Below are 24491 nucleotides of genomic sequence, written 5' to 3'. Positions count from 1 at the left end.
CCCATTCTGAGTAATGGGCCGTCCCTGGCACAGCCCGGTCATCCCGACGTACCGAACCAGGGACGCGCGAGAGGAGAAAACCATGCGCACACGACGACTGTTCGGGCTCGCCCTCGCCACTGCGACCCTCGCCGGCTTGAGTGCCGTCGGCGCCGCCACCGCTCAGGCAGCGACGTATCCGTCCATCACGGCTGAACAGTGCACAGCCCAGGGCGGAACGGTCCACCCGGGCGGCCCCTATACCGGCCCCTCGTGCAAGTTCCCCGACGGGCACTCGGAACGCATCACCTGAGCGCGCCGGGCCAGTCCGGGCGGGAAGGCCGCGCCGGCGCCACGCAGGTTGCCGTGTACAGAGGGCCTCTGGCGGTCCGGCGGATCCGCCGGTGCTCTCCGCGCAGAGCGTGACATGCGCGTCCTGCTCAACCTGCGCTGAGACGACACGACTCGGACCTGGCCTCCTGCCGTACACACGGATCCTCTGCAAGCTGCGGTGACGGCCGCCCGGCTGCCTTCGACGGTGACGTCGGCACGCGGAGGACACCCGACGCAGTCCCGCACCTTGCGCGGCACGGATGTCACATCGGTATGCGGTGAGCGCCGCGTTTTCCCCTGGGTGGGCTCATGGCGTCACGCCTTGGACATGTCTGAAATGACAGCTCTACAGGCTGTCGTTACGTTCATCGCAGGTCGGTCGCCCGGCCGACGTCCGTGAGACAGAGGGAAGTGACATGCCCACGCATACCTTTGCTGTGGCCGCTGCCGGCGTAGGCGCCGCGGTCCTTGCGGCCACTGGTATCACCTACGCGTCGACCACCGGATCCGCCGCCGCGTCCCCGTCTGTCCGCCCGTTGGCGGCATCCGTCCAACGGCCGGCCGAGCCCGCCCGACCGGCCGTCCCCGCCGCGGCTCCCGCGGGCGGCGGCAGCGCAGGCGAGGAGAAGGGGGACGAGGGTCGTGACCGCGAAGGCGGCGGACGCGGCCGCGGCCATGAGGAAGAGGGAAGGATCTACTTCAACGAGCGCATGTACTCCGCCTCCGCCGAGGGCTGCATCACCGCGGCCAGCGGACTGGGTTCCAGCAGCTTCAACGTCTTCAACGACAGCCGGAAGACTGTCGAGGTCTTCCGCGGCTTCACCTGTGACAACGGCGCTCCGGTCGCCACCGTGGGGCCCCACGGCGCCACCAACGGCGTGGTGACCCGTACCGTTCACGGTGGCGTGTTCGGTGACGACGGCGTCGTGGGCAGCTTCCGGGTGATCCGCGACTACGACGAATGGTGACAGCGCCGCCCGGAGCGCAGGGAAGAGTCCGGCCCGCCGTAATCGGGCCGGCGCTCCCGGCGGCGCCGTGGAGGTACGCGGGGCCACGCTCCTGACCAAGAAGGACCCGGCTCACCAGGAAGCCCGGCAAGACCCGGGCGACAAGAGGTGGCCCGCAGTCGTGAGCCGCCTGCCCGCGGATGGTTCCGGGGGCAGGTGGCCCGGACTTCAGCCGAGCCGCAAGAGCGTTGTGCACCGGTGGCGGCGGCCTCCACGAGCTGAGTCGAGCGTCGTACCGCTGGTGGCCGGCCCGGAAGTCCTCCGGTCACGCCCCCACATACCCCGCCAAATGCTCGCCCGTGAGCGTCGAGCGGCCGGCGACCAGGTCGGCAGGGGTCCCCTCGAAGACGATGCGGCCGCCGTCGTGGCCCGCGCCCGGGCCCAGGTCGATGATCCAGTCCGCGTGGGCCATGACCGCCTGGTGGTGTTCGACCACGATGACCGACTTGCCGGAGTCGACGAGGCGGTCGAGCAGGGCGAGGAGTTGTTCGACGTCGGCCAGGTGGAGTCCGGCGGTGGGTTCGTCGAGGACGTAGATGCCGCCCTTGTCGGCCATGTGGGTGGCCAGTTTGAGGCGCTGGCGCTCGCCGCCGGACAGGGTGGTGAGGGGCTGGCCGAGGGTGAGGTAGCCGAGGCCCACGCCGGACATCCGCTGGAGGATCCGGTGGGCGGCCGGGGTGCGCGCCTCGCCCGCCAGGAAGAACTCCTCGGCGTCGTCGACCGACATCGCGAGGACCTCGCTGATGTCACGCCCGCCGAGGTGGTGGTCGAGGACGGACGCCTCGAAGCGCTTGCCCTCGCATTCCTCGCAGGTGGTGGCGACCCCGGCCATCACGGCGAGGTCGGTGTAGATGACGCCGGCGCCGTTGCAGGTCGGGCAGGCGCCTTCCGAGTTGGCGCTGAACAGGGCGGGCTTGACGCCGTTGGCCTTGGCGAACGCCTTGCGGATCGGGTCGAGCAGTCCGGTGTACGTCGCCGGGTTGCTGCGGCGCGAGCCGCGGATCGGGGTCTGGTCGACCGAGACCACGCCCGCCCCGGCGGGGATCGAACCGTGCACGAGCGAGCTCTTCCCGGACCCGGCGACGCCGGTGACCACACAGAGCACGCCGAGCGGGACGTCCACGTCGACGTCGCGCAGGTTGTGCGCGTCCGCCCCGCGGATCTCCAGGGTGCCGGTGGGCTCGCGCACCGTCTTCTTCAGGGCGGCCCGGTCGTCGAGGTGGCGTCCGGTGATGGTCCCGGCGGACCGCAGCCCCTCGACGGTGCCCTCGAAGCAGACGGCACCGCCCGCCGCGCCCGCGCCGGGGCCGAGGTCGACGACGTGGTCGGCGATCGCGATCACCTCGGGCTTGTGCTCCACGACCAGCACCGTGTTGCCCTTGTCCCGCAGCCGGAGCAGCAGGGTGTTCATCCGCTGGATGTCGTGCGGGTGCAGGCCCGTGGTGGGCTCGTCGAAGACGTACGTGACGTCGGTGAGCGAGGAGCCCAGGTGGCGGATCATCTTGACGCGCTGCGCCTCTCCGCCGGAGAGCGTGCCGGCCGGGCGGTCCAGGGAGAGGTAGCCGAGGCCGATCTCCACGAACGAGTCGAGGGTGCCCCGCAGCGCCGCCAGCAGCGGCGCCACCGTCGGCTCGTCGAGGCCGCGGACCCAGGCCGCCAGGTCGCTGATCTGCATCGCGCAGGCGTCCGCGATGCTCACCCCGTCGACCCGCGACGAGCGGGCCGCCTCGCTGAGCCGCGTGCCGTCGCACTCCGGGCAGGAGGTGAAGGTGACCGCGCGGTCCACGAACTCCCGGATGTGCGGCTGCATGCCCTCCTTGTCCTTGGCGAGCATCGACTTCTGGATCCGCGGGACCAGACCCTCGTAGGTCATGTTGATGCCCGCGATCTTCATCCGGGTCGGCTCGCGGTGCAGGAAGTCGTGCAGTTCGGTCTCGGTGAAGTCGCGGATCGGCTTGTCCGGGTCGTAGAAGCCGGACTCGCTGTAGAGGCGGTGGTTCCAGCCGCCCGACTTGTAGCCGGGTACGGAGAGCGCGCCGTCGGCCAGCGATTTGGAGTCGTCGTAGAGCTGGGTGAGGTCGAGGTCGGAGACCGTGCCCCGGCCCTCGCAGCGCGGGCACATGCCGCCGGTGATGCTGAAGCTGCGGCGCTCCTTCACGCTCTGCCCGCCGCGCTGGACGGTGACCGCGCCCGCGCCGCTGATCGAGGCGACGTTGAAGGAGAACGCCTTGGGCGAGCCGATGTGCGGCTTGCCGAGCCGGCTGAAGAGGATGCGCAGCATCGCGTTGGCGTCCGTCGCGGTGCCGACGGTGGAGCGGGGGTCGGCGCCCATCCGCTGCTGGTCGACGATGATCGCGGTCGTCAGCCCGTCGAGTACGTCGACCTCGGGCCGCGCGAGCGTCGGCATGAAACCCTGTACGAAAGTGCTGTACGTCTCGTTGATCAGGCGCTGCGACTCCGCGGCGATGGTGCCGAAGACCAGGGAACTCTTGCCCGACCCGGAGACGCCGGTGAACACCGTCAGCCGCCGCTTGGGTATCTCTACGCTCACGTCCTTGAGGTTGTTCTCACGTGCGCCGTGCACGCGGATCAGGTCGTGGGCGTCGGCGGCGTGCGGCACGGGCGGCCGGGTGGGCTGGACAGTCCGGGCGGGCCGGCCGCCGGGGATGCCGTCCGTCCTCGTGGCCATGCTCATCGTGTCTCCGTCCGTTGGCGTCGGCGCGGTGCCGCCGTGGTGTCCGTCGCCGCAACGGTAGCCGTGGCCCGCGCGGGCGCGCTTCTCGATTCCTGACCGGTTCCGGATGCGGGACGCGGATGTGGGACGCGGATGGTGGGGCACGGATGGGGGCGCGGATATGAGACGCGTGTGCGGGATGCGTCGTCCTTCAGGGTCCTTCAGGTCCCGGGCGCTGGTGCGGGTGCGGGTGCGGCCCCCAGGGTGGCGGCCCGGGCCCGTGCCAGGGTGTTCTGTGTGCCTGCGCCGATCGCGATCGCGAGGGCGCCCAGGATGCCGAAGACGCGCGGAACGACCAGTGAGCCGTTGCGCAGCACCCTGCGGGTGCGCAGTTGCCGCCGGATCACCACGGCGACGACCAGGACGGCCATGAGCAGGGCGGGACCGCCGTGCGTGTTGTCCATGCCAACTCCCCCGTGAACGGACCGATTTCGATGCTCCAGCTCGGTTCGGTTCGGTTCTGTCGTCCGTCTTTCGGGGAGGGGCGTCCGCCCGGTGGGCGTGGATGAGCCCCCTCTCCGTCGTTCCTCCGGTGGTTCCGGTGGTTCCGGTGGTTCCGGTGGTTCCGGTGGAGAGGGGGCTCTCGGGTCACGCCCGGGGGTCAGCGGCGGTCGTCGTGGCGGTCGCCGCCCCAGCTGACGGAGTCGACGAAGCGGCGGTGGTCGTTGCGGAGCGTGGCGGTGTCGTGCCGGTCCCAGACGGAGGTGCGGCGGTCCTGGTAGAGGTCGCGGTGGGTGTCGTGTCCGTAGCCGGTGTGGACGCGGACCGTGGCCCGCCCGTCGAGGCGGTAGTGGCGGAAGGTGTAGGTGTGGCCGTGCTGGTCGGCCAGGGTCCATCCGTCGAGGTTGACGTCGCGGCGGCTGTTGTTGGTGATCTCCACCCACTCCGTGTTCAGGGCACGGTCCGAGTGGTGGGCGCGGGCCCGGTCGTCGAGGTGTACGCCGCTGATCACCACGCTCTGGTGGTGAGAGTGGTTCGACTTATGTGACGGGTGTGACTGGTGTGACTGCGGACGGGGGTTCCCGGCGGGGTCGTCCGCGGACGCCGGCAGTGCAGCCATCCCGATCAGAGCCCCGGCGGCGACGGCGGCCGCGGACAGACGGCGGGCGGTCACAGTGGCGCAGACGGACATGGACATGGACACGGACACAGGCTCTCCCTGCTGGTGCGGTGGCGCGTGCGCGATACGGATGCGCGCCGCGCGAGTGCGACGGCGGCCGGATGGCCGCGCGCCCCATACCTTGTCCGGTACGTGCTGATATAAGAGCGCTACACGTGCTCTGTTACTGATTGGCCATGTTTCTGTGACTCTCGGGTGTAGTGAGCAAACAGGTGGCGGCTGCCTCCTTGTGACCGGCAGCCAGGCAGAAGACGGCGGCCCGCGCCCCGACGTCACCCCGAAGTGGGTAACAGCCACTCGCCGACGCGGGGCCCCGGCGCTGTCGCCGGGGCCCCGCGTCGAGTGAGTCGGACGTGTGGGTTCGCGTTGCGTCTACCGCTCTGTCAGCCGCACTGGCAGGGGCCGCCCGACTGGCAGCCGCAGCCGCAGCCCGAGCCGCAGCCGCAGGCGGCGAGAAGCGGCAGGTTCCTGGGCTCGGCGGGCTGCTCGGTCTCGCGGATCCGGGCGGGGTCGGGCGCGGTGCTGGGGGATTCGGCCATGGGTCCCTCCTCAAGGCTGGTGCCTTCGCTCATTGCATGCCCGTTCCGCCGGGCGCATCAACGGCGCACGGTGGCTCGTTCCGCATCGCGGCGCCGGAACCCGGCGCCGCATCCCGGCGCCGGGACCCGTGCCGTCACCCGCCGGCCCAGGCCCCGCGACCCGTGCCGTCACTCGCCCCGCGGCCCCGGGTGCCGCACGTGCCGCACGCCGAGCCGGAGCTCAGGCCCCGTCGACCTTCGGCACCGACTGGATGTCCTGCTGCAACTCGTCGGCGTGCTCGCCCGTGACCAGGTAGACCACTCGCTTGGCCACCGCCACCGCGTGGTCGGCGTAGCGCTCGTAGTAGCGGCCGAGGAGGGTGACGTCCACGGCCGTCTCGATGCCGTGCTTCCAGCGGTCGTCGATCAGGTGCTGGAACAGGGTGCGGTGCAGCAGGTCCATCTCGTCGTCGTCCTGCTCCAGCTGGAGGGCCAGGTCGACGTCCTTGGTGACGATCACCTCGGCGGCCTTCGCCATCAGGCGCTGCGCGAGCTGGCCCATCTCCAGGATGGTGGCGTGCAGGTCCTGGGGCACCGCCCGCTCCGGGAAGCGCAACCGCGCCAGCTTGGCCACGTGCTGGGCCAGGTCGCCGGAGCGCTCCAGGTCCGCGGACATCCGCAGCGACGTGACGACGATCCGCAGATCCGTCGCCACCGGCTGCTGCCGGGCCAGCAGCGCTATGGCCCGGGCCTCCAGGGCGTGCTGGAGTTCGTCGACCTTCTGGTCGGCCTCGATCACGCTCTCGGCCAGCTTCAGATCGGCGTCAAGGATGGCGGTCGTGGCGCGTCCGATGGCCGACCCGACCAGCCGGGCCATCTCCACCAGTCCGTCGCCGATCGAGTCCAGTTCCTCGTGGTACGCGTCCCGCATCTTCGGTTCCCTCTCGTGCGTCTTCGTCCGGGGGCTGCAGGGGTTGCAGGGGCTGCGGCCCCGCCGGTGACGTCCGGCGCGGCCCGTCGTGGCAACCAGCGGTGCGGCCCCCACGCTCCCACGTTCCGGCTCGTACGCGTCCGTTTCCGTCACCTCAAGTGAACCGTCGCTGGCTCCAAGGTGAACTCTGGGCGACGAGTGTTCGAGGTCGCACCCGGACGGGTGCGGGCAGGTCGTACGCCATGCCTAACCTGGTCGCATGGACGTGAACGCGGCGGTCGCCGCAGCGGCAGCGATCGCCGGAGTGCTCACCGGTGTCATCGCCATGCTGGCGTTCCGCTTCAGTGAACGGGAGCAGAAGCGTCCGACGCGCACCTCGCTGCACACCGACGCGGTGCTGCCGCCCGGCGTGGACACGGTCCTGTCCGTGCTGCGTTCCTCCGCCGTCGTCCTCGACGAGGCCGACGCCGTCGTCAAGGCCAGCTCCGCCGCCTACGCCCTCGGGCTGGTCCGCGGCGGGAAGCTGGCCGTGGAGCCCATGCTCCAGATGACCCGGGACACCCGGCGGGACGGGGAGATACGGCAGGTCGAGCTGGACCTGCCGCGGCGCGGCACCGGGCGCGGCGAGGCCCTCGCCGTCTCCGCGCGCGTCGCGCCGCTGGGGTCGCGGCTGGTGCTGCTGCTCGTCGAGGACCTGACCGAGGCCCGTCGGATCGAGGCCGTACGACGCGACTTCGTCGCCAACGTGAGCCACGAGCTGAAGACGCCCGTCGGCGCGCTCTCCCTCCTCTCCGAGGCCGTGATGGACGCCTCGGACGATCCGGAGGCCGTGCAGCGCTTCGCCGGCCGGATGCAGATCGAGGCGACCCGGCTCACCAACCTGGTGCAGGAGCTGATCGACCTCTCCCGGGTGCAGAACGACGATCCCCTGGAGGACGCCGAGCCGGTGCGCGTCGACGAACTCGTCGCCGAGGCCATCGACCGCTGCCGCCACCAGGCCGGCACCAAGCAGATCACCATGGCCACCGGCGGCACCGCCGACCTGCGGGTCTGGGGCAACCGCGGCCAGCTCGCCGCCGCCCTCGGCAACCTCGTCGAGAACGCGGTCAACTACTCCCCGGCCCGCACCCGCGTCGGCATCGCCGCCCGCAGGATCACCGTGCCGGGCGGAGACCTCGTCGAGCTCGCCGTCACCGACCAGGGCATCGGCATCTCCGACAAGGACAAGGAGCGCATCTTCGAGCGCTTCTACCGCGTGGACCCGGCCCGCTCACGTGCCACCGGCGGCACCGGCCTGGGACTCGCGATCGTGAAGCACGTGGTCGCCTCGCACGGCGGGGAGGTCACGGTGTGGAGCGCCGAGGGACAGGGCTCCACCTTCACCCTGCGGCTGCCGGAGGCGGCAGCGGCCCGAGAGGCCCGCGACCGGGACCGCGCGCACGAGCACCCCGTCCTCGACGAGGAGACCGAGGCCGGACAGCCCCGCACAGTGTCACCGCCGTCCTCGCGGACCTCGCAGGCTTCACCGTCACAGCAGTCACAGCAGTCACAGCAGTCACAGCAGTCACAGTCGTCACCGTACGAATCATTTACCGCCCCGGAGGTCCTTCCGTGACCCGAGTGCTCGTCGTCGAGGACGAGGAGTCCTTCTCCGACGCCCTGTCGTACATGCTCCGCAAGGAGGGCTTCGAGGTCGCCGTCGCGGCCACCGGGCCCGACGGACTCGACGAGTTCGAGCGCAACGGCGCCGACCTCGTCCTCCTCGACCTGATGCTGCCGGGGCTGCCCGGTACGGAGGTGTGCCGCCAGCTGCGGGGCCGCTCCAACGTCCCGGTGATCATGGTGACCGCCAAGGACAGCGAGATCGACAAGGTCGTCGGCCTGGAGATAGGGGCCGACGACTACGTCACCAAGCCGTTCTCCTCCCGTGAGCTGGTCGCCCGTATCCGTGCGGTGCTGCGCCGGCGCGGCGAGCCGGAGGAGGTCACCCCGGCGGCGCTGGAGGCCGGCCCGGTCCGCATGGACGTGGACCGGCACGTGGTCACCGTGTCCGGCTCCAAGGTCGACCTGCCGCTCAAGGAGTTCGACCTGCTGGAGATGCTGCTGCGCAACGCGGGCCGGGTGCTCACCCGGATGCAGCTCATCGACCGGGTCTGGGGCGCCGACTACGTGGGCGACACCAAGACGCTCGACGTGCACGTCAAGCGGCTGCGCGCCAAGATCGAGCCGGACCCGGGCGCCCCGCGCTACCTGGTGACGGTCCGGGGCCTCGGCTACAAGTTCGAGCCGTAGACCGCAGACCGCAGACCGTAGACCGCAGACCGCAGACCGCAGCGCACTCCGCAGAGCTACGCCGAAGGGCGGCACCCCGCACAGGGGGTGCCGCCCTTCGGCGCGTTCCGCACGGACCGCGGCAGTGGCCGCGGACGCGCCACAGTGGTCTACGAGGCCGAGCCGCCCGAGTTCACCGCGTCGCCGGCGCCGGTGCCCGACGCACCGGTCGAGTTCGAGCCGGTCGACGTGCCGCCGTTCTGTCCCTGAGGGCTCTCCGACGTCTTGGGCGACTTCGGGGACTTCGGCGACTCCTGGGAGTTCTTGGAGTTCGACGTGCCCGGCTTGCCGGAGCCGGACGCGCTCGGGCCGCCCGGGGCCCCCGGCGCGGCCGGGATGCTGCTCGGGCCCCACTTGTCGAAGTAGCTGGTGGCCGGCACGACGAAGGCACGCAGGCTCACGTCACCGGCCTTGCTGAAGCTGAAGGTGATCTTCTGCGCGTTGCCGTCCTTGACCATCGGGCCGGGGTTGGCCAGCGCGGCGGAGGCGTTGCCCTTGCCGCCGACGACGACCGAGCCGTGCGCCGGGACGGTGAGCTTGCCCTTGCCCTGAGCGGGGGTGATCTGCGCGGTGCCGTCGCCGTCGACGCGGATGGCGTCCAGCGTCTGGGGGACGGTCCCGTTGTTGAAGAGGGTCACCGAGACGACGGCCGGGCCCTTGGTCTGGGTGCCGGGCTGCGTGATGATCACCGCGTTCTGGACCTCGATGTCCCCGGCCCTGGCGCCCGCGTTGTCCGGCTTGACCTCAAGTGTCTGGGCGTTGTTGCCGGCGCCGCAGGCGGCGAGCGAGGCGATCGAGAACGCGATGGCGGCGGCGGCGAGGGCGCCGCGTCGAAGGCTGCTGCTCACGGCGGCGGCAACTCCTTGAACGTGGGCGGTACAGGGCGACTCCCTTATAAAGCCGCCCTAAGTGTCTGTCAGCGGCCTCAGGTTACCGAGCCGTTCCCGCGGCCTCGCACCCGACCCGCCCCTGGGCGTCCGCAGGCACCCGGACACCGCTCCCGCACTGCGGTCGGGGAGCCCCCGCCGGGCGGGTCCGGGAGCCCGCCGCGAACGGGTCTCCGGCGCGTTCCGGACCGCAGGGGCCGGGCCGCCCCGTCGTCCGTCATTCGGATAAGCGCCGCCCGGCATACGCGTCACCATCGCCGGCATACCCATGACCGTCGGGCGATCACCGTCCGCGCATTCCCGCGCCGGAAATCCGGGAAGATCGCGTCCGGCGGGCCACCGCCTAAGGCAGGCTAAGACGGCGCGTAGGCCGAGCCGTAAGGCAATTCGCGACCCATACCCGCCGCCATACGCCGCCTCATACGCGACCCCATACGCACCGCAAGGCTGAAATTGATCACTGCCGTCGCGGCCGTTGAGCGGCGACCGTGATCAATTCCGGAAACGTCGCGGCCGTGCGCCGCGCGCACCGAACGGAGTAGCGGAAGTCGCGCAACTGGAACCAGACAAAACGGGAAGTTCGGCCGCTTGGACGGGCGGCCGGATGTGTGTAACGTACGCGTTTCACCCCGCGCGAAGAGCCCCTCCGACCTGCGGTTACCTGCCCGCCGTCGGCCCGCGCGCCCCTCCCGAAGCACGTCCCGGTTGCTGTTGTCAAGCCCCGAGATATGCCCTGACCTGCGAAAACGCCATTCAGAAGACGCCGTATCCGTGTTACCCTGGATAGCCACGGAAGGGGTACCTGTCACATGACGTTCAAGGTTGGCGACACCGTGGTCTATCCCCATCACGGGGCCGCGCTGATCGAGGCCATCGAAACTCGCCAGATCAAAGGCGTGGACAAGACCTACTTGGTGCTGAAGGTCGCCCAGGGTGACCTGACGGTACGTGTGCCAGCGGACAATGCGGAGTTCGTCGGCGTGCGTGATGTGGTCGGTCAGGACGGGCTGGACCGGGTCTTCGAGGTCCTGCGCGCTCCGTACGCCGAGGAGCCCACGAACTGGTCGCGTCGCTACAAGGCAAACCTGGAGAAGCTCGCCTCCGGCGATGTCATCAAGGTCGCGGAAGTCGTGCGCGACCTGTGGCGTCGTGAGCGCGAGCGCGGTCTCTCCGCCGGTGAGAAGCGCATGCTCGCCAAGGCCCGCCAGATCCTGGTGAGCGAGCTGGCGCTCGCGGAGAACACGAACGAGGACAAGGCAGAGGCTCTGCTCGACGAGGTCCTCGCGTCCTGACGCGAGGCTTCCTGACCGATACGGGACATCCTGACGCGAGGCGGCAGCCATACGTCCGCGCCCGCCCGAGTTCGGTTCCAGCACGGTGACATGACATGCCGCGGTGCCCGGTGGTGCGATGTGCGCCGCCGGGTGCCGCGGCACAGTCGTACCCGGTCACATCCGGTCGTACCCGCAATACCCGCACGGACGCCGCTGCCACCGCGGTCCTGCGAGGGGAAGATCCCCCGTTACTGTGTGCCGGGCCCGGGCAATCGGCTCGACCGAGGTCACGGAAGGGTCCGGTCGAGGCGTCGCGCCCGGCACGGTGTGGCCATACCCACGCCGAGCCGGAACACAAACCTGACAGGAACCGATGTCTGACGATTCGCGTCCTTCGCCCGCCGGGGCCCGGCCGCAGGCCCCCGTCGCCGTCGTGATCCCGGCCGCCGGCCGGGGCGTGCGTCTCGGTCCGGGCGCCCCCAAGGCGCTGCGCACGCTGAACGGCACGCCCATGCTCATCCACGCGGTGCGCGCCATGGCCGCCTCCCGCGCGGTCGCCCTGGTGGTCGTGGTCGCCCCGCCCGACGGCGCCGCCGAGGTCACCTCGCTCCTCGACGCCCACGCGCTGCCCGAGCGGACCCGCTTCCTCGTCGTGCCCGGCGGCGAGTCCCGCCAGGAGTCCGTCCGGCTCGGTCTCGACGCGCTGCCGCCCGGCCACGACATCGTCCTGGTGCACGACGCGGCCCGCCCGCTGGTCCCCGTGGACACCGTGGACGCGGTGATCGACGCCGTGCGTGGGGGCGCCGCCGCCGTCGTGCCGGCGCTGCCGCTCGCCGACACGGTCAAGGAGGTCGAGCCGGCCGCGGCCGCGGGCGACCCCGAACCGGTGCTCGCGACCCCGGACCGGGCACGGCTGCGGGCCGTGCAGACCCCGCAGGGCTTCGACCGGGCGACGCTGGTGCGCGCCCACGAGACCGTCACCGACAACGTCACCGACGACGCGAGCATGGTCGAACAGCTCGGCGAGCGGGTCGTGGCCGTACCCGGTCACGAGGAGGCCTTCAAGGTCACCCGCCCGCTCGACCTCGTGCTCGCCGAAGCGGTCCTGGCCCGCCGGAGGCTCAACGATGGCTTCTGAGACCACCCCCGCCGCCCCGCAGACCCCACCGCTGCCCCAGGTCGGCATCGGCACCGACATCCACGCCTTCGAGGACGGCCGCGAGCTGTGGTGCGCCGGCCTGAAGTGGGAAGGGGAGGGGCCGGGGCTGGCCGGGCACTCCGACGCGGACGTCGTCGCGCACGCCGCGTGCAACGCGCTGTTCTCGGCCGCCGGCCTCGGTGACCTCGGACAGCACTTCGGCACCGGGCGGCCCGAGTGGTCCGGCGCGTCCGGCGTCACGCTGCTGACCGAGGCCGCGCGGATCGTACGGGCGGCCGGTTTCCGGATCGGGAACGTCGCCGTGCAGGTCGTGGGCGCCCGGCCCAGGATCGGCAAGCGCCGCGAGGAAGCGCAGAAGATCCTCTCCGAGGCGGCCGGCGCGCCCGTGTCCGTCTCCGGCGCCACGACCGACGGGCTCGGCTTCCCGGGCCGGGGCGAGGGACTGATGGCGGTGGCCACGGCGCTCGTGGTGCGGGCCGGCTGAGCGCGTGCGAAGGTACCCGGAGAGTCGCCGTCGAACAGCACGCAGTCGCCGCCGCGCTGTCGCCGGCCCGCCAGTGACCGAGGTCCCGGAGGGTGCCCCATGTCCGCAGAACTGTCCGCCCGCCTCAAGAACCTCCTCGACGGCCCCGTCTTCGTCGTCGTCGGCACCGTCCAGCCCGACGGCAGCCCCCAGCTGTCGCCGGTCTGGGTGAAGCGGGACGGCGACGACCTGCTCGTCTCCACCACCGTGGACCGCCGCAAGGCGAAGAACCTGAAGCGCGACGACCGGGTCAGCGTCGTCGTCCAGGACCCGGCCTCGCCCTACGAGTACGCCGAGATCCGCGGCACCGCCGAGACGACGACGGAGGGCGCGCAGGACCTCATCGACGAGCTGTCGGTGAAGTACACCGGCAAGAAGTACGCGGAGTTCAACCCGGCCTCCGCCCAGGACTCCCAGCGGGTGATCGTCCGGATCCGGCCACGCAAGGTCGTCGGCGGCATCTGACCGACCCGCCGCACCCGGCCGACTCGCCGCACCCGGCCGACTCGCCGCACCCGGCCGACCCGCCGCACTCGATCCTCCGCACCCGGCCGACCCGCCGCACGCGACCGACTCGCCGCACTCGATCCTCCGCACCCGACCGACCCGCCGCATCCGGCCGACCCGCCACACTCGATCCGCCGCACTCGATCCTCCGCATCCGGCCGACTCGCCGCATCCGGCCGACTCGCCGCACCCGGCCGACCCGCCACACTCGATCCGCCGCACCGGACCGATCCGCCGCACCCGGCCGATCCGCCGAACCCCGGTCCGCCCGCCCGGTCACGAATGGGCCGCCGCTTCCAGGAAGGGGCGCGAGGCACTGCCCCCGGCCCACTACCCTGGAGTGGTGACTATTCGCCTGTACGACACCAGCGCCCGGCAGATCCGTGACTTCACCCCGCTCAAGCCGGGTTGTGTCTCGATCTACCTGTGTGGTGCCACCGTGCAGGCGGCCCCGCACATCGGGCACATCCGGTCGGGGCTGAACTTCGACATCATGCGCCGCTGGTTCACCCACCGCGGCTACGACGTCACGTTCATCCGCAACGTCACCGACATCGACGACAAGATCATCTCCAAGGCGCGTGAACAGCACCGCCCCTGGTGGTCGATCGGGTACGCCAACGAGCGTGCGTTCAACGACGGTTACACCGCACTCGGCTGCCTGCCGCCCACCTACGAGCCCCGCGCCACCGGCCATGTGCCGGAGATGATCGAGATGATGCGGACGCTCATCGAGCGCGGGCACGCCTACGCCGCCGACGGCAACGTCTACTTCGACGTGCGCTCCTTCCCCGGCTACCTGGAGCTGTCCCGGCAGGAGCTGGACAACCTGCGCCAGCCCTCCGCCGACAGCGAGACCGGCAAGCGCGACGCGCGCGACTTCGCCATGTGGAAGGCCGCCAAGCCCGGCGAGCCGACCTGGCCCACGCCGTGGGGCGAGGGGCGGCCGGGCTGGCACCTGGAGTGCTCGGCCATGGCGCACAAGTACCTGGGCAGCGCCTTCGACATCCACGGCGGCGGCCTGGACCTGATCTTCCCGCACCACGAGAACGAGATCGCCCAGTCCAAGGCCTACGGCGACGACTTCGCCCGGTACTGGGTGCACAACGCCTGGGTCACCATGAGCGGCGAGAAGATGTCGAAGTCGCTCGGCAACTCCGTGCTGGTCTCGGAGATGGTCAAGCAGTGGCGGCCGATCGTGCTCCGGTACTACCTCGGCACTCCGCACTACCGCTCGACCATCGAGTACAGCGAGGAGGCCCTGCGCGAGGCCGAGTCGGGGTTCGCCCGGATCGAGGGCTTCATCCAGCGCGTGGTGGAGAAGGCCGGCCCGGTGGAGCCCTCCGCCGAGGTGCCGCCCGCCTTCGCCGAGGCGATGGACGACGACCTCGGCGTCCCGCAGGCGCTGGCCGTCGTCCACACCACCGTCCGGCAGGGCAACAGCGCGCTCGCCGCCGACGACAAGGAGGCCGCCGTCGCCCGGCTCGCCGAGGTGCGGGCCATGCTCGGCGTCCTCGGCCTCGACCCGCTCGACGAGCACTGGGCGGGCGAGGGCGACGACCGCGGCGAAGACCTCCACGGTGTCGTGGACACCCTGGTCCGCATGGTCCTCGACCAGCGCGAGGCCGCCCGCGCCCGCAAGGACTGGGCCACCGCGGACGCCCTGCGCGACCAGCTCGGACAGTCCGGTCTGGTCATCGAGGACAGCCCCCAGGGTCCGCGCTGGAGCCTCGGCCCCCGCTGACCCGCCCCCCGGCGGCCCGGACCACGCTCCGGTCACCGGGGGCCCGCTGTGCCGTCCGGGCGTCCGGGCGGCACACTTCATAGACGTAACTTCATAGACGTAGGAGACGTACGCGGCAGGCGTACGCCGACGCTCTCGACAGAACAGACAGGTAGGTCATGGCCGCTAACAACCGCCGCATGTCCGGCAAGAAGGGCGCGCAGGTCGGCAGCGGCGGCAAGCGGCGCCGCGGCCTGGAGGGCAAGGGCCCCACGCCCCCCGCCGAGATGCGCAAGGGACACGTCAAGCAGCGCGCCGCCCAGGCGAAGGACCGCCGCTCGCAGGGCCGTCCGCCGCAGCGCCGCGGATCGGGCCGCTCCGCCTCCGAGCTGGTCGTCGGCCGCAACCCGGTCGTCGAGGCGCTGCGCGAGGGCGTGCCCGCCACCACGCTCTACGTCCAGCAGTTCATCGACAACGACGAGCGGGTCCGCGAGGCGCTCCAGCTCGCGGCCGAGCGCGGCCAGATCAACCTCATGGAGGCCCCGCGCCCCGAGCTGGACCGCATGACCAACGGCCTCAACCACCAGGGCCTGGTCCTCCAGGTCCCGCCGTACGAGTACGCGCACCCCGAGGACCTGGCCGACGCCGCCGCCGACGCGGGCGAGGACCCGCTGATCGTCGCCCTCGACGGGGTCACCGACCCGCGCAACCTCGGCGCCGTCGTCCGTTCCGTCTCCGCCTTCGGCGGGCACGGCGTGGTCGTCCCCGAGCGGCGCGCGGCCGGCATGACCGCCGGCGCCTGGAAGACGTCCGCGGGTACGGCGGCCCGTACGCCGGTCGCCCGCGCCACCAACCTGACGCGCGCCCTGGAGACGTACCAGAAGGCGGGCATCACCGTCGTCGGGCTGGCCGCGGACGGCGAGGCGGAACTCGGCGACCTGGACGCCCTGGAGGGGCCGGTCGTGATCGTCGTCGGCAGCGAGGGCAAGGGCCTGTCCCGGCTCGTCGGCGAGACCTGCGACGTCCGGGTGCGGATCCCGATGCCCGGCGGCGCGGAGTCGCTGAACGCCGGTGTCGCGGCCGGGATCGTCCTCTACGAGGCGGCGCGCAGGCGCGGGTGAGACGCCACCCGTCCGGCGGCGAGTGATCGTACGACTGTACGTACGGTCACTCGCTCGGGCAATTCCGGACGCCCGGCGCATCCTTGACGCTGTCCGGACAGATCCGACGGGTCAAGGCAGTGTCCTAACTCGCCGTCACTCGGTTAGATGAGTGTGGACACCAGAACACCCCGCACACCCACGGGGGACCGCTCGTCGGGATACGACGACGCTCCCGCGCTGAGCATGGTGAAGGTGCCGAGCGATCCGGCGCAGGTCATCGTCACGCACGCGAGTTTCCGCGTGCAGTTGGGCGCCGCCTCGCGGCGCACCCTGTCCCCGCGGGTCGCCCGTCATCCGAGCGTCACCGACCCCGCCCTCCGCGTGCCCGCGGGCACGGCGGGCAGGGCCGGAGCCGCAGCCCACCGCCGGCCGGTCGTCTGGAGCGGCCGGTCCGCCCCCGACGACACCGGCGCCCACCGGCTCCTCCAGGCCGTACGCAGCGGCAGCGTGCGCCACACCGAGGAACCGTCCGCCGACGCCGGGGCCACCCAGGTCCTCCCGCGCATCGACGCCCCCCCGGGGTACGGCGCGGCCGGCTACCACGACCTCGACCAGACCGTCGAGACGCCCGTCGTCGGCGCCCAGCGCACCCCGGAGCCCGGCGAGACCCGGCTGCTGCCGCAGATGCGCACCGCGGGCAGCGCCTACGAGGAGTCCGCGTACGACGACCGGGTGTACGGCGGCCACCCGCCCTACGGACGCACCGGACCCGCCCACGGCGGCTACGCCTACGACGACCACGCCTACGACGACCACGCCTACGACGACGACCCCGACGCACGCGACGTCACCGCACCCGGCGCCCGGCGCCGCCGGGGCAGGCGGCACGGCGAGGACCCGGCCCGCCACGCCTACTACCCGGGCCGCCGGATGAACCTCGGCGTCGTCCTCCTCCCGCTGCGCATCTTCCTCGGCTTCATCTCCCTCTACGCCGGGATGGGCAAGCTCTGCGACCCGCTCTACTTCGACGGCGGCAAGCGCGGCTCCATGGTCAAGTGGCTCAGCGCGCTGCACCCCTGGGAAGTCGCCGAGCCACTGCGCCAGTTCGCCCTCCAGCACCCGGTCGGCTCCGGCCTCTTCATCGCCTTCCTCCAGGTCATCGTCGGGGTCCTGACCGTCCTCGGCTGCTGGCAGCGCGTCGCCGCGGTCGTCGGCGGACTGCTGTCGGCCGCGCTGATCGTCACCGTCAGCTGGCGGACCGTCCCCGTCTACGACGCGCCGGACATCATCTACCTCGCCGCATGGTCCCCGCTGGTCATCGCCGGCGCCCCCGTCTACTCCGTCGACGGCCGGCTCGCGGCCTCCGCCTGGCGGCGGCTCGGCCCGCGCTCCGACATCTGGGCCCTGCGCCGGTACGTGCTGCGCCGCGGCGCGCTCCTCACCGTCGTCGTCACCGGCCTCACCCTGCTCGTCGGCTCGCTGCTGGGCGGCGCGGTGCGCGGCGCAGGCAACGTGGTCGTACCCGGCCCCGGCGAGGCCCCGCGCAACCAGCTGCCCGGCACGCCGCTCCCGCAGCGGTCCGGCACCGCCGAGCACCGCAGGTCCCCGTCGGCCTCCACCTCGCCCAGCCACCACGGCACGACCGCCGGCCCCACCGGCGGCCCCGCCACCACACCGGGCACCGCACGCGAGAGCGGAGCCGTCACCGGCGGGTCGCCCAGCCAGACCCAGGGCGCCGGCGGCCGGGTCCCGCCGCGCCACTCCGCCCCGGCCCAGCACGCGCCCAGCACCAGCTCGGGACCGACCTCCGGCGGGACCGCCACCGGCGGTACGGGCTCCGGCGGCTCGGGCTCCGGTGGCTCCGGCGGGGACACCCAGCCGTCCGGCTCCGGCGGCGGCAGCTCCTCCACCGGCCAGCCCGGGCTGGTGGGCGGCCTGCTGGGCTAGGACCGGGCGCCCCGGGACATCACCCGTACGCGCACACAGAAGGGCCCCGCACCACGCACGGTGCGGGGCCCTTCGGCGCGGGTGTCACCTGCCCGGTCCGGCCAGCTCCTTGGCGGCCTCCGTCAGGTCCTTCGCCGTGTCGATGGCACGCCAGTAGGACCCCTGCGGGAGCGGGAAGCCGGCCAGCCGCCGCTCCCGGGCCAGCCGCGGGAACGTGGTGCGCTCGTGGTCGCCGCGCTCGGGGAGCAGGGAGGCGAACTCGGGTGAGAAGACGTAGACGCCCGCGTTGATCTCGAAGGTCGAAGGCGGCGCCTCGATGAAGTCGGTGATGTGGCCGAAGCCGTCCGTCTGCACGGCACCCCACGGGATGCGCGGGCGGGCCAGCGCGAGGGTCGCGACCGCGTCCCGCTCGGTGTGGAAGTCCGCCATGTCGCGCAGCGAGAAACGGGTCCAGATGTCGCCGTTGGTGGCGTACCAGGACCGGTCGGGGTGGGGGAGGTGCGCGGCGGCGAACTTCAGGCCGCCGCCCCGGCCGAGGGGCTCCGACTCCACGACCGTGGTCACCTTGACGGGCAGCGCCGCCGACTTCAGCCACTCCTGGAGGACCTCGGCGAGGTGGCCGCAGGAGACCACCACGTCGGTGACGCCTTCCTCGGCGAGCCAGGCGAGCTGATGGCCGATGATCGGGGTGCCCGTGCCGGGGATCTCGACCATCGGCTTGGGCCGGTCGTCGGTGTAGGGGCGCAGCCGGGAGCCCTGGCCACCGGCCAGGACCACGGCTTGAGTGGGGCGGGACGCCGCATTCGGATGGGTCATGCCCGAACTGTACGTGGGACGCCGGCGGGGGCCGTGCGGCCGCGGCTGCGGTGGGCGCGGCCCGGCCCCGGCCCGGCCCGCCCGGTTCCGGCCCCAGGTCCTCTCAGGCGCTCAGGCGCTCGGCCTGCGGCGCCTGAGAGGACCTGGGGCACACCTGGGGTACCTGCGGCGGCGGGAGGCGGCGCGCTCAGCTGTGCGCCGCGAGGACCCCGGAGGCGAAGGACGTGTCGCAGACGGGGCGGGAGTAGGACTGGGCGCGGGCGGGACCGTAGATACGGACCGCGGCGCGGCCCAGGGTGCGGGCGATCGAGGCGCAGTGCCCGGCCAGCGACGGGCGGTCGTCGACCGCCTCCTGGAGATGGGTGAGCGCGACGCCCGGGTCCTTCTCCTGCAGCTCCGTCAGCAGCTGGTCGCGCAGCACGTCCTGCGGGGCGCGATGGCGGGCGGAGGCCCTGGGCGCGGACATGTCGGACGCGGTGAGCACCGAGTTCGAGGGGTTCCCCGACCAGTTGACTCGGGTGACCGCGAGGGTCCCGGAGAGCACCAGGACGACGGGCAGGACGAGGGCGAGGGAGCGGCCGATCCGGCGGGCGGGGCCCCGGCCGCGTCGCGTGGGTTGCGTGGTGGAGTGCTTCACGCGAGTGAGGGTAGCGCCCGGTGATGATTTGGCGACATTTAGTCACCTGATCGGGGGATGCGGCAGGGCCGTTCTCCGGGCGCCGTGTTGACGCACACGGCTCGAAATGTCCCCTGTGTCAGGGTGATGCCGAGAGCGGGCGGAGACGCCGAGAAGGGCCCCGCAGCAGTTCGCGGGGCCCTTCTCGTCAACTCGGGTGAATCTCCCGGGCCATGCCCGGGGTTTCAGCCGTAAGGCGTCAGGCGGTCAGCCCGCTAGGCGGTCAGCCCGTCAGGCGGTCAGCCCGTCAGGCGGTCAGTCCGTCAGGCGGTCAGCCCGTCAGGCGGTCAGTCCGTCAGGCGCTCGCCAGTCGAGGTGGAGAACACGTGGGTCTCGCCCGGCCGCGGCACGACGTGCACGGTGGCGCCCTTCTCCGGGACCGAACGGCTGCTGACGCGGACGACGAGGTCCTTCTTCTCGCCGCCGACCTCGACGGTGCCGTAGATGTAGCCGTCCGCGCCGGTCTCCTCCACCACGTTCACGGAGACGGCGAGACCGGCCGGGGCGTCGGCGCTGTCCTTGGACAGGGAGGCCGCCGCACCGCCGTCGTGCTCGACCACGTCGAAGTGCTCGGGCCGGACACCCACCGTGACCGTGCGGTCGCCCTTGTCGGCGGCGGCCTTGAGCGCGTCGCGGTTGACGGGCACGACGCTGTTGCCGAACTTCACACCGCCGTCCGTGATCGGCACCTCGACCAGGTTCATGGCGGGGGAGCCGATGAAGCCGGCGACGAAGAGGTTGGCGGGCTTGTCGTACATGTTGCGCGGCGAGTCGACCTGCTGGAGCAGACCGTCCTTGAGGACCGCGACCCGGTCGCCCATCGTCATGGCCTCGACCTGGTCGTGGGTGACGTAGACGGTGGTGATGCCCAGGCGGCGCTGGAGGGAGGCGATCTGCGTACGGGTGGACACACGCAGCTTGGCGTCCAGGTTGGACAGCGGCTCGTCCATGAGGAACACCTGCGGCTCACGCACGATCGCGCGGCCCATGGCGACACGCTGGCGCTGACCACCGGAGAGCGCCTTCGGCTTGCGGTCCAGGTACTCGGACAGGTCGAGGATCTTCGCGGCCTCCTCGACCTTCTGCCGGATCTCCGCCTTGTTGACACCGGCGATCTTGAGCGCGAAGCCCATGTTGTCGGCGACCGTCATGTGCGGGTACAGCGCGTAGTTCTGGAACACCATGGCGATGTCCCGGTCCTTCGGCGGCAGGTGGGTGACGTCACGGTCACCGATGCGGATGGCACCGCCGTTGACGTCCTCCAGCCCCGCGAGCATGCGCAGCGAGGTGGACTTGCCGCAGCCGGACGGGCCGACCAGGACGAGGAACTCGCCGTCCGCGATGTCGATCTCCAGGGCGTCGACGGCGGGCTTCTCGGAACCCGGGTAGATCCGGGTCGCCTTGTCGAACTGCACAGTGGCCATGGTGAATGGGCCCCCTTCTACCGGCAGGAACGTGCCGGACGATCCGAGTAGGAAGGCGGTTGCCACGACGGGGCCCCGCCGGGGGGAATACCCCACCGAACGGCCCGCCCTGGTGCTCGCGTGGTCCACAAGAGTGAACTGGCACAGGACGGTACCTGGCGTTCACCTGCTCTGTCAGTACTTGAAGGGGTGTGAACTTCGCGGAAATTTTCGACGGGCCGCGGCGGCGACCTGGGTACACTGCACGGGCACGACCCAGCGCGCCTCCTTAGCTCAGCTGGCCAGAGCAACGCACTTGTAATGCGTAGGTCGTCGGTTCGAATCCGACAGGGGGCTCCGGGAAAGGCCAGGTCAGACTCTGTCTGACCTGGCCTTTTGCATGCCCGCGGGGGTGAGGTCCCAATCCGGGTCAGCCGGTCCGCAGCACCGTCGCGAGGACTTCCCGCAGTGCGCCCTCCGGGTCCGGTACGGCGCCCGGGGCGCGCCAGGCGATGAAGCCGTCGGGGCGGATCAGGACGGCGCCGTCGGTGGTGGTGCCGTGGGTGCGGGCCCAGTCCGGGGGCGGGGTGTCCTGGTCGGTCCGGTCCGCGTAGGTGAGGTCGGTGCCGAAGCGGTAGGAGGCCAGGGGGGTGTCGCCCGTCTGTGTGATGCGCTGGGCCGCCGCGTGCCAGTCGGCCGTGGACCGGGCGTCGCTGAGCAGGACGAGGGTGCGTTCGTAGAGGTCGAGGGTGGAGATGCGGGTGCCGGAGCGGTTGACCCACAGGTGGGGTGCGCGGCTGCCGGGTTCGCCGGTCAGGCGCATCGCGTCGGGGACGACTTCCTGGTCGGGGGCGGTGCCGACGACGGCGCCGTGCGGGTAGTGGTAGCCGAGGACGACGTTGAGGATGCCGCCGCGTTTGCCGCCGCCGATGCCGGGCGCGGGTGCGAAGCCGGGGTGGCTGTGTTCGACGGAGCGGGCGGAGGCGCGGGCGCTGGTGGCGGTGGCGACGGGGCGGCGTTCGGTGTCGTAGGTGTCGAGGAGGCCGGGGCCGGCCCAGCCCTGGAGGACGGCGGCGAGTTTCCAGGCGAGGTTGTGGGCGTCCTGGATGCCGGTGTTGGAGCCGAAGGCGCCGGTGGGGGACATCTCGTGGGCGGAGTCGCCGGCGAGGAAGACGCGGCCGGTGCCGTAGTGGTCGGCGACGCGTTCCGCGGCGCGCCAGGAGGCCTTGCCGGTGATCTCGACGTCGAGGTCGGGGGCGCCGATGGCGCGGCGGATGTGCCGTTGGAGGCGTTCCTCGGTGAACTCGTCGAGGGTTTCGCCGTGTTCGGGGTGCCAGGGGGCGTGGAAGACCCAGTGCTCCTTGTTGTCGACGGGGAGCAGGGCGCCGTCGGCGTCCGGGTCGGTGAGGTAGCAGCAGATGAAGCGGCGTTCGCCCACGACGTCGGCGAGCAGTTTGGAGCGGAAGGTGACGCTGACGTTGGCGAACAGGTCGCCGGGGCCGGACTGGCCGATGCCGAGGCGGTGGCGGACGGGGCTGCGGGGGCCGTCGGCGGCGACGAGGTAGTCGGCGCGGACGGTGTAGTGCTGGTCGGTGGCGCGGTCGCGGACGGTGGCGGTGACGCCGTCGCTGTCCTGTTCGAACGTCTCCATCTCGTGGGAGTAGCGCAGGTCGCCGCCGAGGGAGCGGGCGCCTTCGAGGAGGACGGGTTCGAGGTCGTTCTGGCTGCACAGGCACCAGCCGGTGGGGCTGAACCTCGCCATGCCCCCGCCCGGGTCGATGTGCTTGAAGAGCCATTCGCCGGCGTCGCCGACGAGGGTGGGGGTCTGGAGGATGCCGTGGTTGTCGGCGAGGAGAGCTGCCGCGTCCTTGACGGCGTCTTCGATGCCGGCCACGCGGAACAGTTCCATGGTGCGCACGTTGTTGCCGCGTCCGCGGGGGTGGATGGAGGTGCCGGAGTGCCGTTCGACGAGCAGGTGCGGTACGCCGAGGCGGCCCAGGAAGAGTGAGGTGGACAGGCCCACCAGGGAGCCGCCGACGATGAGGACGGGTACCCGGTGGTCGGCTTCTTGGTGCATCGGTGTCTCCAGGGGCGGGGTGGGGCGGGGGGCTGCGCGAGGTGCGGGGCGGGGGGCTGCGCGAGGTGCGGGGCGGGAGAGTCCGTCGGTGTCTCCATGCCCGGTGCGGGGCGGGTCCGCGTGCGTTCGCGGGGGCAATCACCCGTGTGATCACCCGCGTGGTGCACACGAGTCGCGCACTGATCGCAACCGGCTCAGGATCGAGATCACGCTGACGTCGCGTCACCCGCGCCCGGCCGTCAGTTCCGCGAAGCCCTCTCGAGCCCCGTCAAGGAGACGTACGCAGATGACCGCCATCTCTGAGCGTGTTTCAGAACCCATCGAGCAGCAGGCCTCGAAACGTGTCTCCCAGTCCGTCTTCGACGGTTCCCGGCTCCGGGTCGTCCTGCTGGTGGACGTCTACGACGGCGCCCAGCAGCAGTTTCTGGAGGCGTACGAGGAGATGGGCAAGCAGGTCTCGTCCGTTCCCGGGCATGTCAGCGACCAGCTGTGCCAGTCGATCGAGAACCCTTCCCAGTGGCTGATCACGAGTGAGTGGGAGAGCGCCCCGCCGTTCCTCGCGTGGGTGAACAGCGAGGAGCACGTGCGGATGGTGCAGCCGATGCACAGCTGCATCCGGGACACCCGGTCGCTGCGTTTCCACATCGTCCGGGAGACCGGCGGGGAGGCGGCGCGTGCCGTGACGGGCGAGCGGCGGCTGCAGGCGTCGCCGCGGATCGGTGACGGTGTGATCCGGCATGCGCTGACGTTCACGGTGAAGCCGGGCAGTGAGAAGAAGGTGGCGGAGCTGCTGGCGAGCTACGAGTCGCCGCAGGCGCGGGTGGACGACACCACCCGGCTGTGCCGTACGTCGCTGTTCATGCACGGCAACCGGGTGGTGCGCGCCATCGAGGTGCGCGGTGATCTGCTCGCGGCGCTGCGGCACGTGGCGCGGCAGCCGGAGATCCGGGCGGTGGAGGAGGCCATCAACCCGTACCTGGAGCAGGAGCGGGACTTCGCCGACCAGGAGTCGGTGCGGGTGTTCTTCACCCGGGCGGCGCTGCCGGCCGTGCATCACGTGACCAGTGGCCAGGAGGACGGGGAGGCGGGCCGGCACGCGCTGTACTACCCGGCGCGGCCGGGCATGGGCATGCGGCTGGCGGAGCTGCTGGCCCAGCACGACGAGCAGGCCGCGGAGGACGCGGGCAGCCCGATCCTGCGCAGCACGGTCTTCGAGCGGGACGACGTGGTCGTCCGCCTGATCGACGTACGGGGTGCTCTGGAGGCGGACGTGGCCTCGGCGCTGGGGCTGGCGGACGCGGCGCAGGTGTCGGAGCTGACGACGCTGCTCGACGAGGGCGCCGCGAAGAAGGACTGCGACCTGGCGCGTCTGCTGACCCTCGCCCGGATGGACCTCGTCACCGACCGCCGGTCCGCGCCGGACGCCTGACGCCCCCCTTCAGC

22 protein-coding genes and 1 tRNA gene are annotated in these 24491 nt (G+C 71.8%); 13 read left to right on the top strand and 10 right to left on the bottom strand.

Translation table 11 applies throughout. The features are described 5' to 3' along the window. The first annotated feature begins 82 nt into the window (after positions 1-82). Together AB0G56_RS11925 and AB0G56_RS11920 are read left to right on the top strand one after the other, a co-directional pair. Complete coding sequence (locus tag AB0G56_RS11925; protein WP_360967405.1) at positions 83-292, top strand: hypothetical protein; 210 nt, start codon at positions 83-85, stop codon at positions 290-292. Between the two features lie 556 nt (positions 293-848). After that, positions 849-1280 (top strand): hypothetical protein, encoded by a 432-nt coding sequence (locus AB0G56_RS11920; RefSeq protein ID WP_360967402.1) that lies wholly within the window; start codon positions 849-851, stop codon positions 1278-1280. Between the two features lie 304 nt (positions 1281-1584). Here the strand turns inward: AB0G56_RS11920 and AB0G56_RS11915 are convergent, their stop codons facing one another. The 5 genes from AB0G56_RS11915 to phoU form a co-directional block, all read right to left on the bottom strand. Next, positions 1585-4008: an excinuclease ABC subunit UvrA gene (locus AB0G56_RS11915; protein WP_360967665.1), complete on the bottom strand. Its 2424-nt coding sequence runs from the start codon at positions 4006-4008 to the stop codon at positions 1585-1587. Between the two features lie 206 nt (positions 4009-4214). Further along, positions 4215-4457 carry a hypothetical protein gene (locus AB0G56_RS11910; protein WP_360967399.1) on the bottom strand — a complete coding sequence of 81 codons (243 nt, stop codon included), beginning with the start codon at positions 4455-4457 and terminating at the stop codon, positions 4215-4217. A gap of 197 nt (positions 4458-4654) precedes the next feature. Beyond that, a complete protein-coding gene (locus AB0G56_RS11905; RefSeq protein ID WP_360967663.1) occupies positions 4655-5113 on the bottom strand; it encodes a lamin tail domain-containing protein in 459 nt (152 codons plus the stop codon). Positions 5114-5556: 443 nt separating this feature from the next. After that, positions 5557-5712 (bottom strand): hypothetical protein, encoded by a 156-nt coding sequence (locus tag AB0G56_RS11900; protein ID WP_360967397.1) that lies wholly within the window; start codon positions 5710-5712, stop codon positions 5557-5559. Between the two features lie 220 nt (positions 5713-5932). After that, a complete protein-coding gene (gene phoU, locus AB0G56_RS11895) occupies positions 5933-6622 on the bottom strand; it encodes a phosphate signaling complex protein PhoU (RefSeq protein WP_360967394.1) in 690 nt (229 codons plus the stop codon). Positions 6623-6881: 259 nt separating this feature from the next. On the opposite strand from phoU, the gene AB0G56_RS11890 reads away from it, so the two are divergent. Further along, positions 6882-8237: an ATP-binding protein gene (locus AB0G56_RS11890; protein ID WP_360967391.1), complete on the top strand. Its 1356-nt coding sequence runs from the start codon at positions 6882-6884 to the stop codon at positions 8235-8237. Continuing rightward, positions 8234-8914, top strand: a complete 681-nt coding sequence (locus AB0G56_RS11885; protein ID WP_010358452.1) for a response regulator transcription factor — start codon at positions 8234-8236, stop codon at positions 8912-8914. The genes AB0G56_RS11890 and AB0G56_RS11885 overlap by 4 nt, the downstream gene beginning before the upstream one ends. A gap of 149 nt (positions 8915-9063) precedes the next feature. Here AB0G56_RS11885 and AB0G56_RS11880 read toward each other — a convergent pair whose 3' ends face one another. Next, positions 9064-9801: a DUF461 domain-containing protein gene (locus AB0G56_RS11880; RefSeq protein ID WP_360967388.1), complete on the bottom strand. Its 738-nt coding sequence runs from the start codon at positions 9799-9801 to the stop codon at positions 9064-9066. A gap of 848 nt (positions 9802-10649) precedes the next feature. Between AB0G56_RS11880 and AB0G56_RS11875 the strand changes: the two genes are divergently transcribed. The 7 genes from AB0G56_RS11875 to AB0G56_RS11845 all read left to right on the top strand — a co-directional run bounded on the left by AB0G56_RS11875 (position 10650) and on the right by AB0G56_RS11845 (position 18076). Next, positions 10650-11132: a CarD family transcriptional regulator gene (locus AB0G56_RS11875; protein WP_003953493.1), complete on the top strand. Its 483-nt coding sequence runs from the start codon at positions 10650-10652 to the stop codon at positions 11130-11132. Positions 11133-11487: 355 nt separating this feature from the next. Beyond that, on the top strand, positions 11488-12252 hold the full coding sequence (ispD, locus tag AB0G56_RS11870) for a 2-C-methyl-D-erythritol 4-phosphate cytidylyltransferase (protein ID WP_360967385.1): 765 nt from the start codon (positions 11488-11490) through the stop codon (positions 12250-12252). Further along, a complete protein-coding gene (ispF, locus tag AB0G56_RS11865) occupies positions 12242-12757 on the top strand; it encodes a 2-C-methyl-D-erythritol 2,4-cyclodiphosphate synthase (RefSeq protein WP_360967382.1) in 516 nt (171 codons plus the stop codon). The genes ispD and ispF overlap by 11 nt, the downstream gene beginning before the upstream one ends. A gap of 99 nt (positions 12758-12856) precedes the next feature. Continuing rightward, entirely contained in the window at positions 12857-13261 is a 405-nt protein-coding gene (locus AB0G56_RS11860) for a PPOX class F420-dependent oxidoreductase (protein ID WP_360967379.1), read from the top strand. A gap of 385 nt (positions 13262-13646) precedes the next feature. Continuing rightward, positions 13647-15047 carry a cysteine--tRNA ligase gene (gene cysS / locus AB0G56_RS11855; protein WP_360967376.1) on the top strand — a complete coding sequence of 467 codons (1401 nt, stop codon included), beginning with the start codon at positions 13647-13649 and terminating at the stop codon, positions 15045-15047. A gap of 158 nt (positions 15048-15205) precedes the next feature. Further along, positions 15206-16147 carry a 23S rRNA (guanosine(2251)-2'-O)-methyltransferase RlmB gene (gene rlmB, locus AB0G56_RS11850; protein ID WP_360967374.1) on the top strand — a complete coding sequence of 314 codons (942 nt, stop codon included), beginning with the start codon at positions 15206-15208 and terminating at the stop codon, positions 16145-16147. Positions 16148-16294: 147 nt separating this feature from the next. Next, positions 16295-18076, top strand: a complete 1782-nt coding sequence (locus AB0G56_RS11845; protein WP_360967371.1) for a DoxX family protein — start codon at positions 16295-16297, stop codon at positions 18074-18076. An 84-nt stretch (positions 18077-18160) separates the two neighbouring features. On the opposite strand, the gene AB0G56_RS11840 is transcribed toward AB0G56_RS11845, so the two are convergent. The 3 genes from AB0G56_RS11840 to msiK all read right to left on the bottom strand — a co-directional run bounded on the left by AB0G56_RS11840 (position 18161) and on the right by msiK (position 20992). Continuing rightward, the gene (locus tag AB0G56_RS11840; RefSeq protein ID WP_360967368.1) at positions 18161-18892 is read right to left on the bottom strand and encodes a nucleotidyltransferase family protein; all 732 of its coding nucleotides are present in this window, start codon (positions 18890-18892) and stop codon (positions 18161-18163) included. Between the two features lie 187 nt (positions 18893-19079). Beyond that, entirely contained in the window at positions 19080-19529 is a 450-nt protein-coding gene (locus AB0G56_RS11835) for a hypothetical protein (RefSeq protein ID WP_360967365.1), read from the bottom strand. Between the two features lie 326 nt (positions 19530-19855). Beyond that, positions 19856-20992, bottom strand: a complete 1137-nt coding sequence (msiK, locus tag AB0G56_RS11830) for a diacetylchitobiose ABC transporter ATP-binding protein MsiK (RefSeq protein WP_360967362.1) — start codon at positions 20990-20992, stop codon at positions 19856-19858. A gap of 262 nt (positions 20993-21254) precedes the next feature. Between msiK and AB0G56_RS11825 the strand changes: the two genes are divergently transcribed. Then, positions 21255-21328: transfer RNA gene (locus tag AB0G56_RS11825), tRNA-Thr, on the top strand. Positions 21329-21401: 73 nt separating this feature from the next. Here AB0G56_RS11825 and AB0G56_RS11820 read toward each other — a convergent pair. After that, positions 21402-23048, bottom strand: a complete 1647-nt coding sequence (locus AB0G56_RS11820) for an FAD-dependent monooxygenase (RefSeq protein ID WP_360967360.1) — start codon at positions 23046-23048, stop codon at positions 21402-21404. A gap of 286 nt (positions 23049-23334) precedes the next feature. Here AB0G56_RS11820 and AB0G56_RS11815 point away from each other — a divergent pair, with 286 nt between their 5' ends. Then, positions 23335-24477: a SchA/CurD-like domain-containing protein gene (locus AB0G56_RS11815; RefSeq protein WP_360967357.1), complete on the top strand. Its 1143-nt coding sequence runs from the start codon at positions 23335-23337 to the stop codon at positions 24475-24477. Positions 24478-24491 lie beyond the last annotated feature (14 nt).

Origin of the sequence: Streptomyces sp. NPDC021356, assembly GCF_040641015.1 — a bacterium.
Lineage (GTDB): Bacteria > Actinomycetota > Actinomycetes > Streptomycetales > Streptomycetaceae > Streptomyces.
This window is presented reverse-complemented; position numbering and strand designations above follow the sequence as displayed.

Bases quoted from the DNA above. Each gene is read 5' to 3' on its own strand.
- AB0G56_RS11925 (WP_360967405.1), top strand. From the start codon at position 83: ATGCGCACACGACGACTGTTCGGGCTCGCCCTCGCCACTGCGACCCTC.
- AB0G56_RS11915 (WP_360967665.1), bottom strand. From the start codon at position 4,008: ATGGCCACGAGGACGGACGGCATCCCCGGCGGCCGGCCCGCCCGGACT.
- AB0G56_RS11910 (WP_360967399.1), bottom strand. From the start codon at position 4,457: ATGGACAACACGCACGGCGGTCCCGCCCTGCTCATGGCCGTCCTGGTC.
- AB0G56_RS11905 (WP_360967663.1), bottom strand. From the start codon at position 5,113: ATGGCTGCACTGCCGGCGTCCGCGGACGACCCCGCCGGGAACCCCCGT.
- AB0G56_RS11900 (WP_360967397.1), bottom strand. From the start codon at position 5,712: ATGGCCGAATCCCCCAGCACCGCGCCCGACCCCGCCCGGATCCGCGAG.
- phoU (WP_360967394.1), bottom strand. From the start codon at position 6,622: ATGCGGGACGCGTACCACGAGGAACTGGACTCGATCGGCGACGGACTG.
- AB0G56_RS11890 (WP_360967391.1), top strand. From the start codon at position 6,882: ATGGACGTGAACGCGGCGGTCGCCGCAGCGGCAGCGATCGCCGGAGTG.
- AB0G56_RS11875 (WP_003953493.1), top strand. From the start codon at position 10,650: ATGACGTTCAAGGTTGGCGACACCGTGGTCTATCCCCATCACGGGGCC.
- ispD (WP_360967385.1), top strand. From the start codon at position 11,488: ATGTCTGACGATTCGCGTCCTTCGCCCGCCGGGGCCCGGCCGCAGGCC.
- ispF (WP_360967382.1), top strand. From the start codon at position 12,242: ATGGCTTCTGAGACCACCCCCGCCGCCCCGCAGACCCCACCGCTGCCC.
- AB0G56_RS11860 (WP_360967379.1), top strand. From the start codon at position 12,857: ATGTCCGCAGAACTGTCCGCCCGCCTCAAGAACCTCCTCGACGGCCCC.
- rlmB (WP_360967374.1), top strand. From the start codon at position 15,206: ATGGCCGCTAACAACCGCCGCATGTCCGGCAAGAAGGGCGCGCAGGTC.
- AB0G56_RS11845 (WP_360967371.1), top strand. From the start codon at position 16,295: ATGAGTGTGGACACCAGAACACCCCGCACACCCACGGGGGACCGCTCG.
- AB0G56_RS11840 (WP_360967368.1), bottom strand. From the start codon at position 18,892: ATGACCCATCCGAATGCGGCGTCCCGCCCCACTCAAGCCGTGGTCCTG.
- msiK (WP_360967362.1), bottom strand. From the start codon at position 20,992: ATGGCCACTGTGCAGTTCGACAAGGCGACCCGGATCTACCCGGGTTCC.
- AB0G56_RS11820 (WP_360967360.1), bottom strand. From the start codon at position 23,048: ATGCACCAAGAAGCCGACCACCGGGTACCCGTCCTCATCGTCGGCGGC.
- AB0G56_RS11815 (WP_360967357.1), top strand. From the start codon at position 23,335: ATGACCGCCATCTCTGAGCGTGTTTCAGAACCCATCGAGCAGCAGGCC.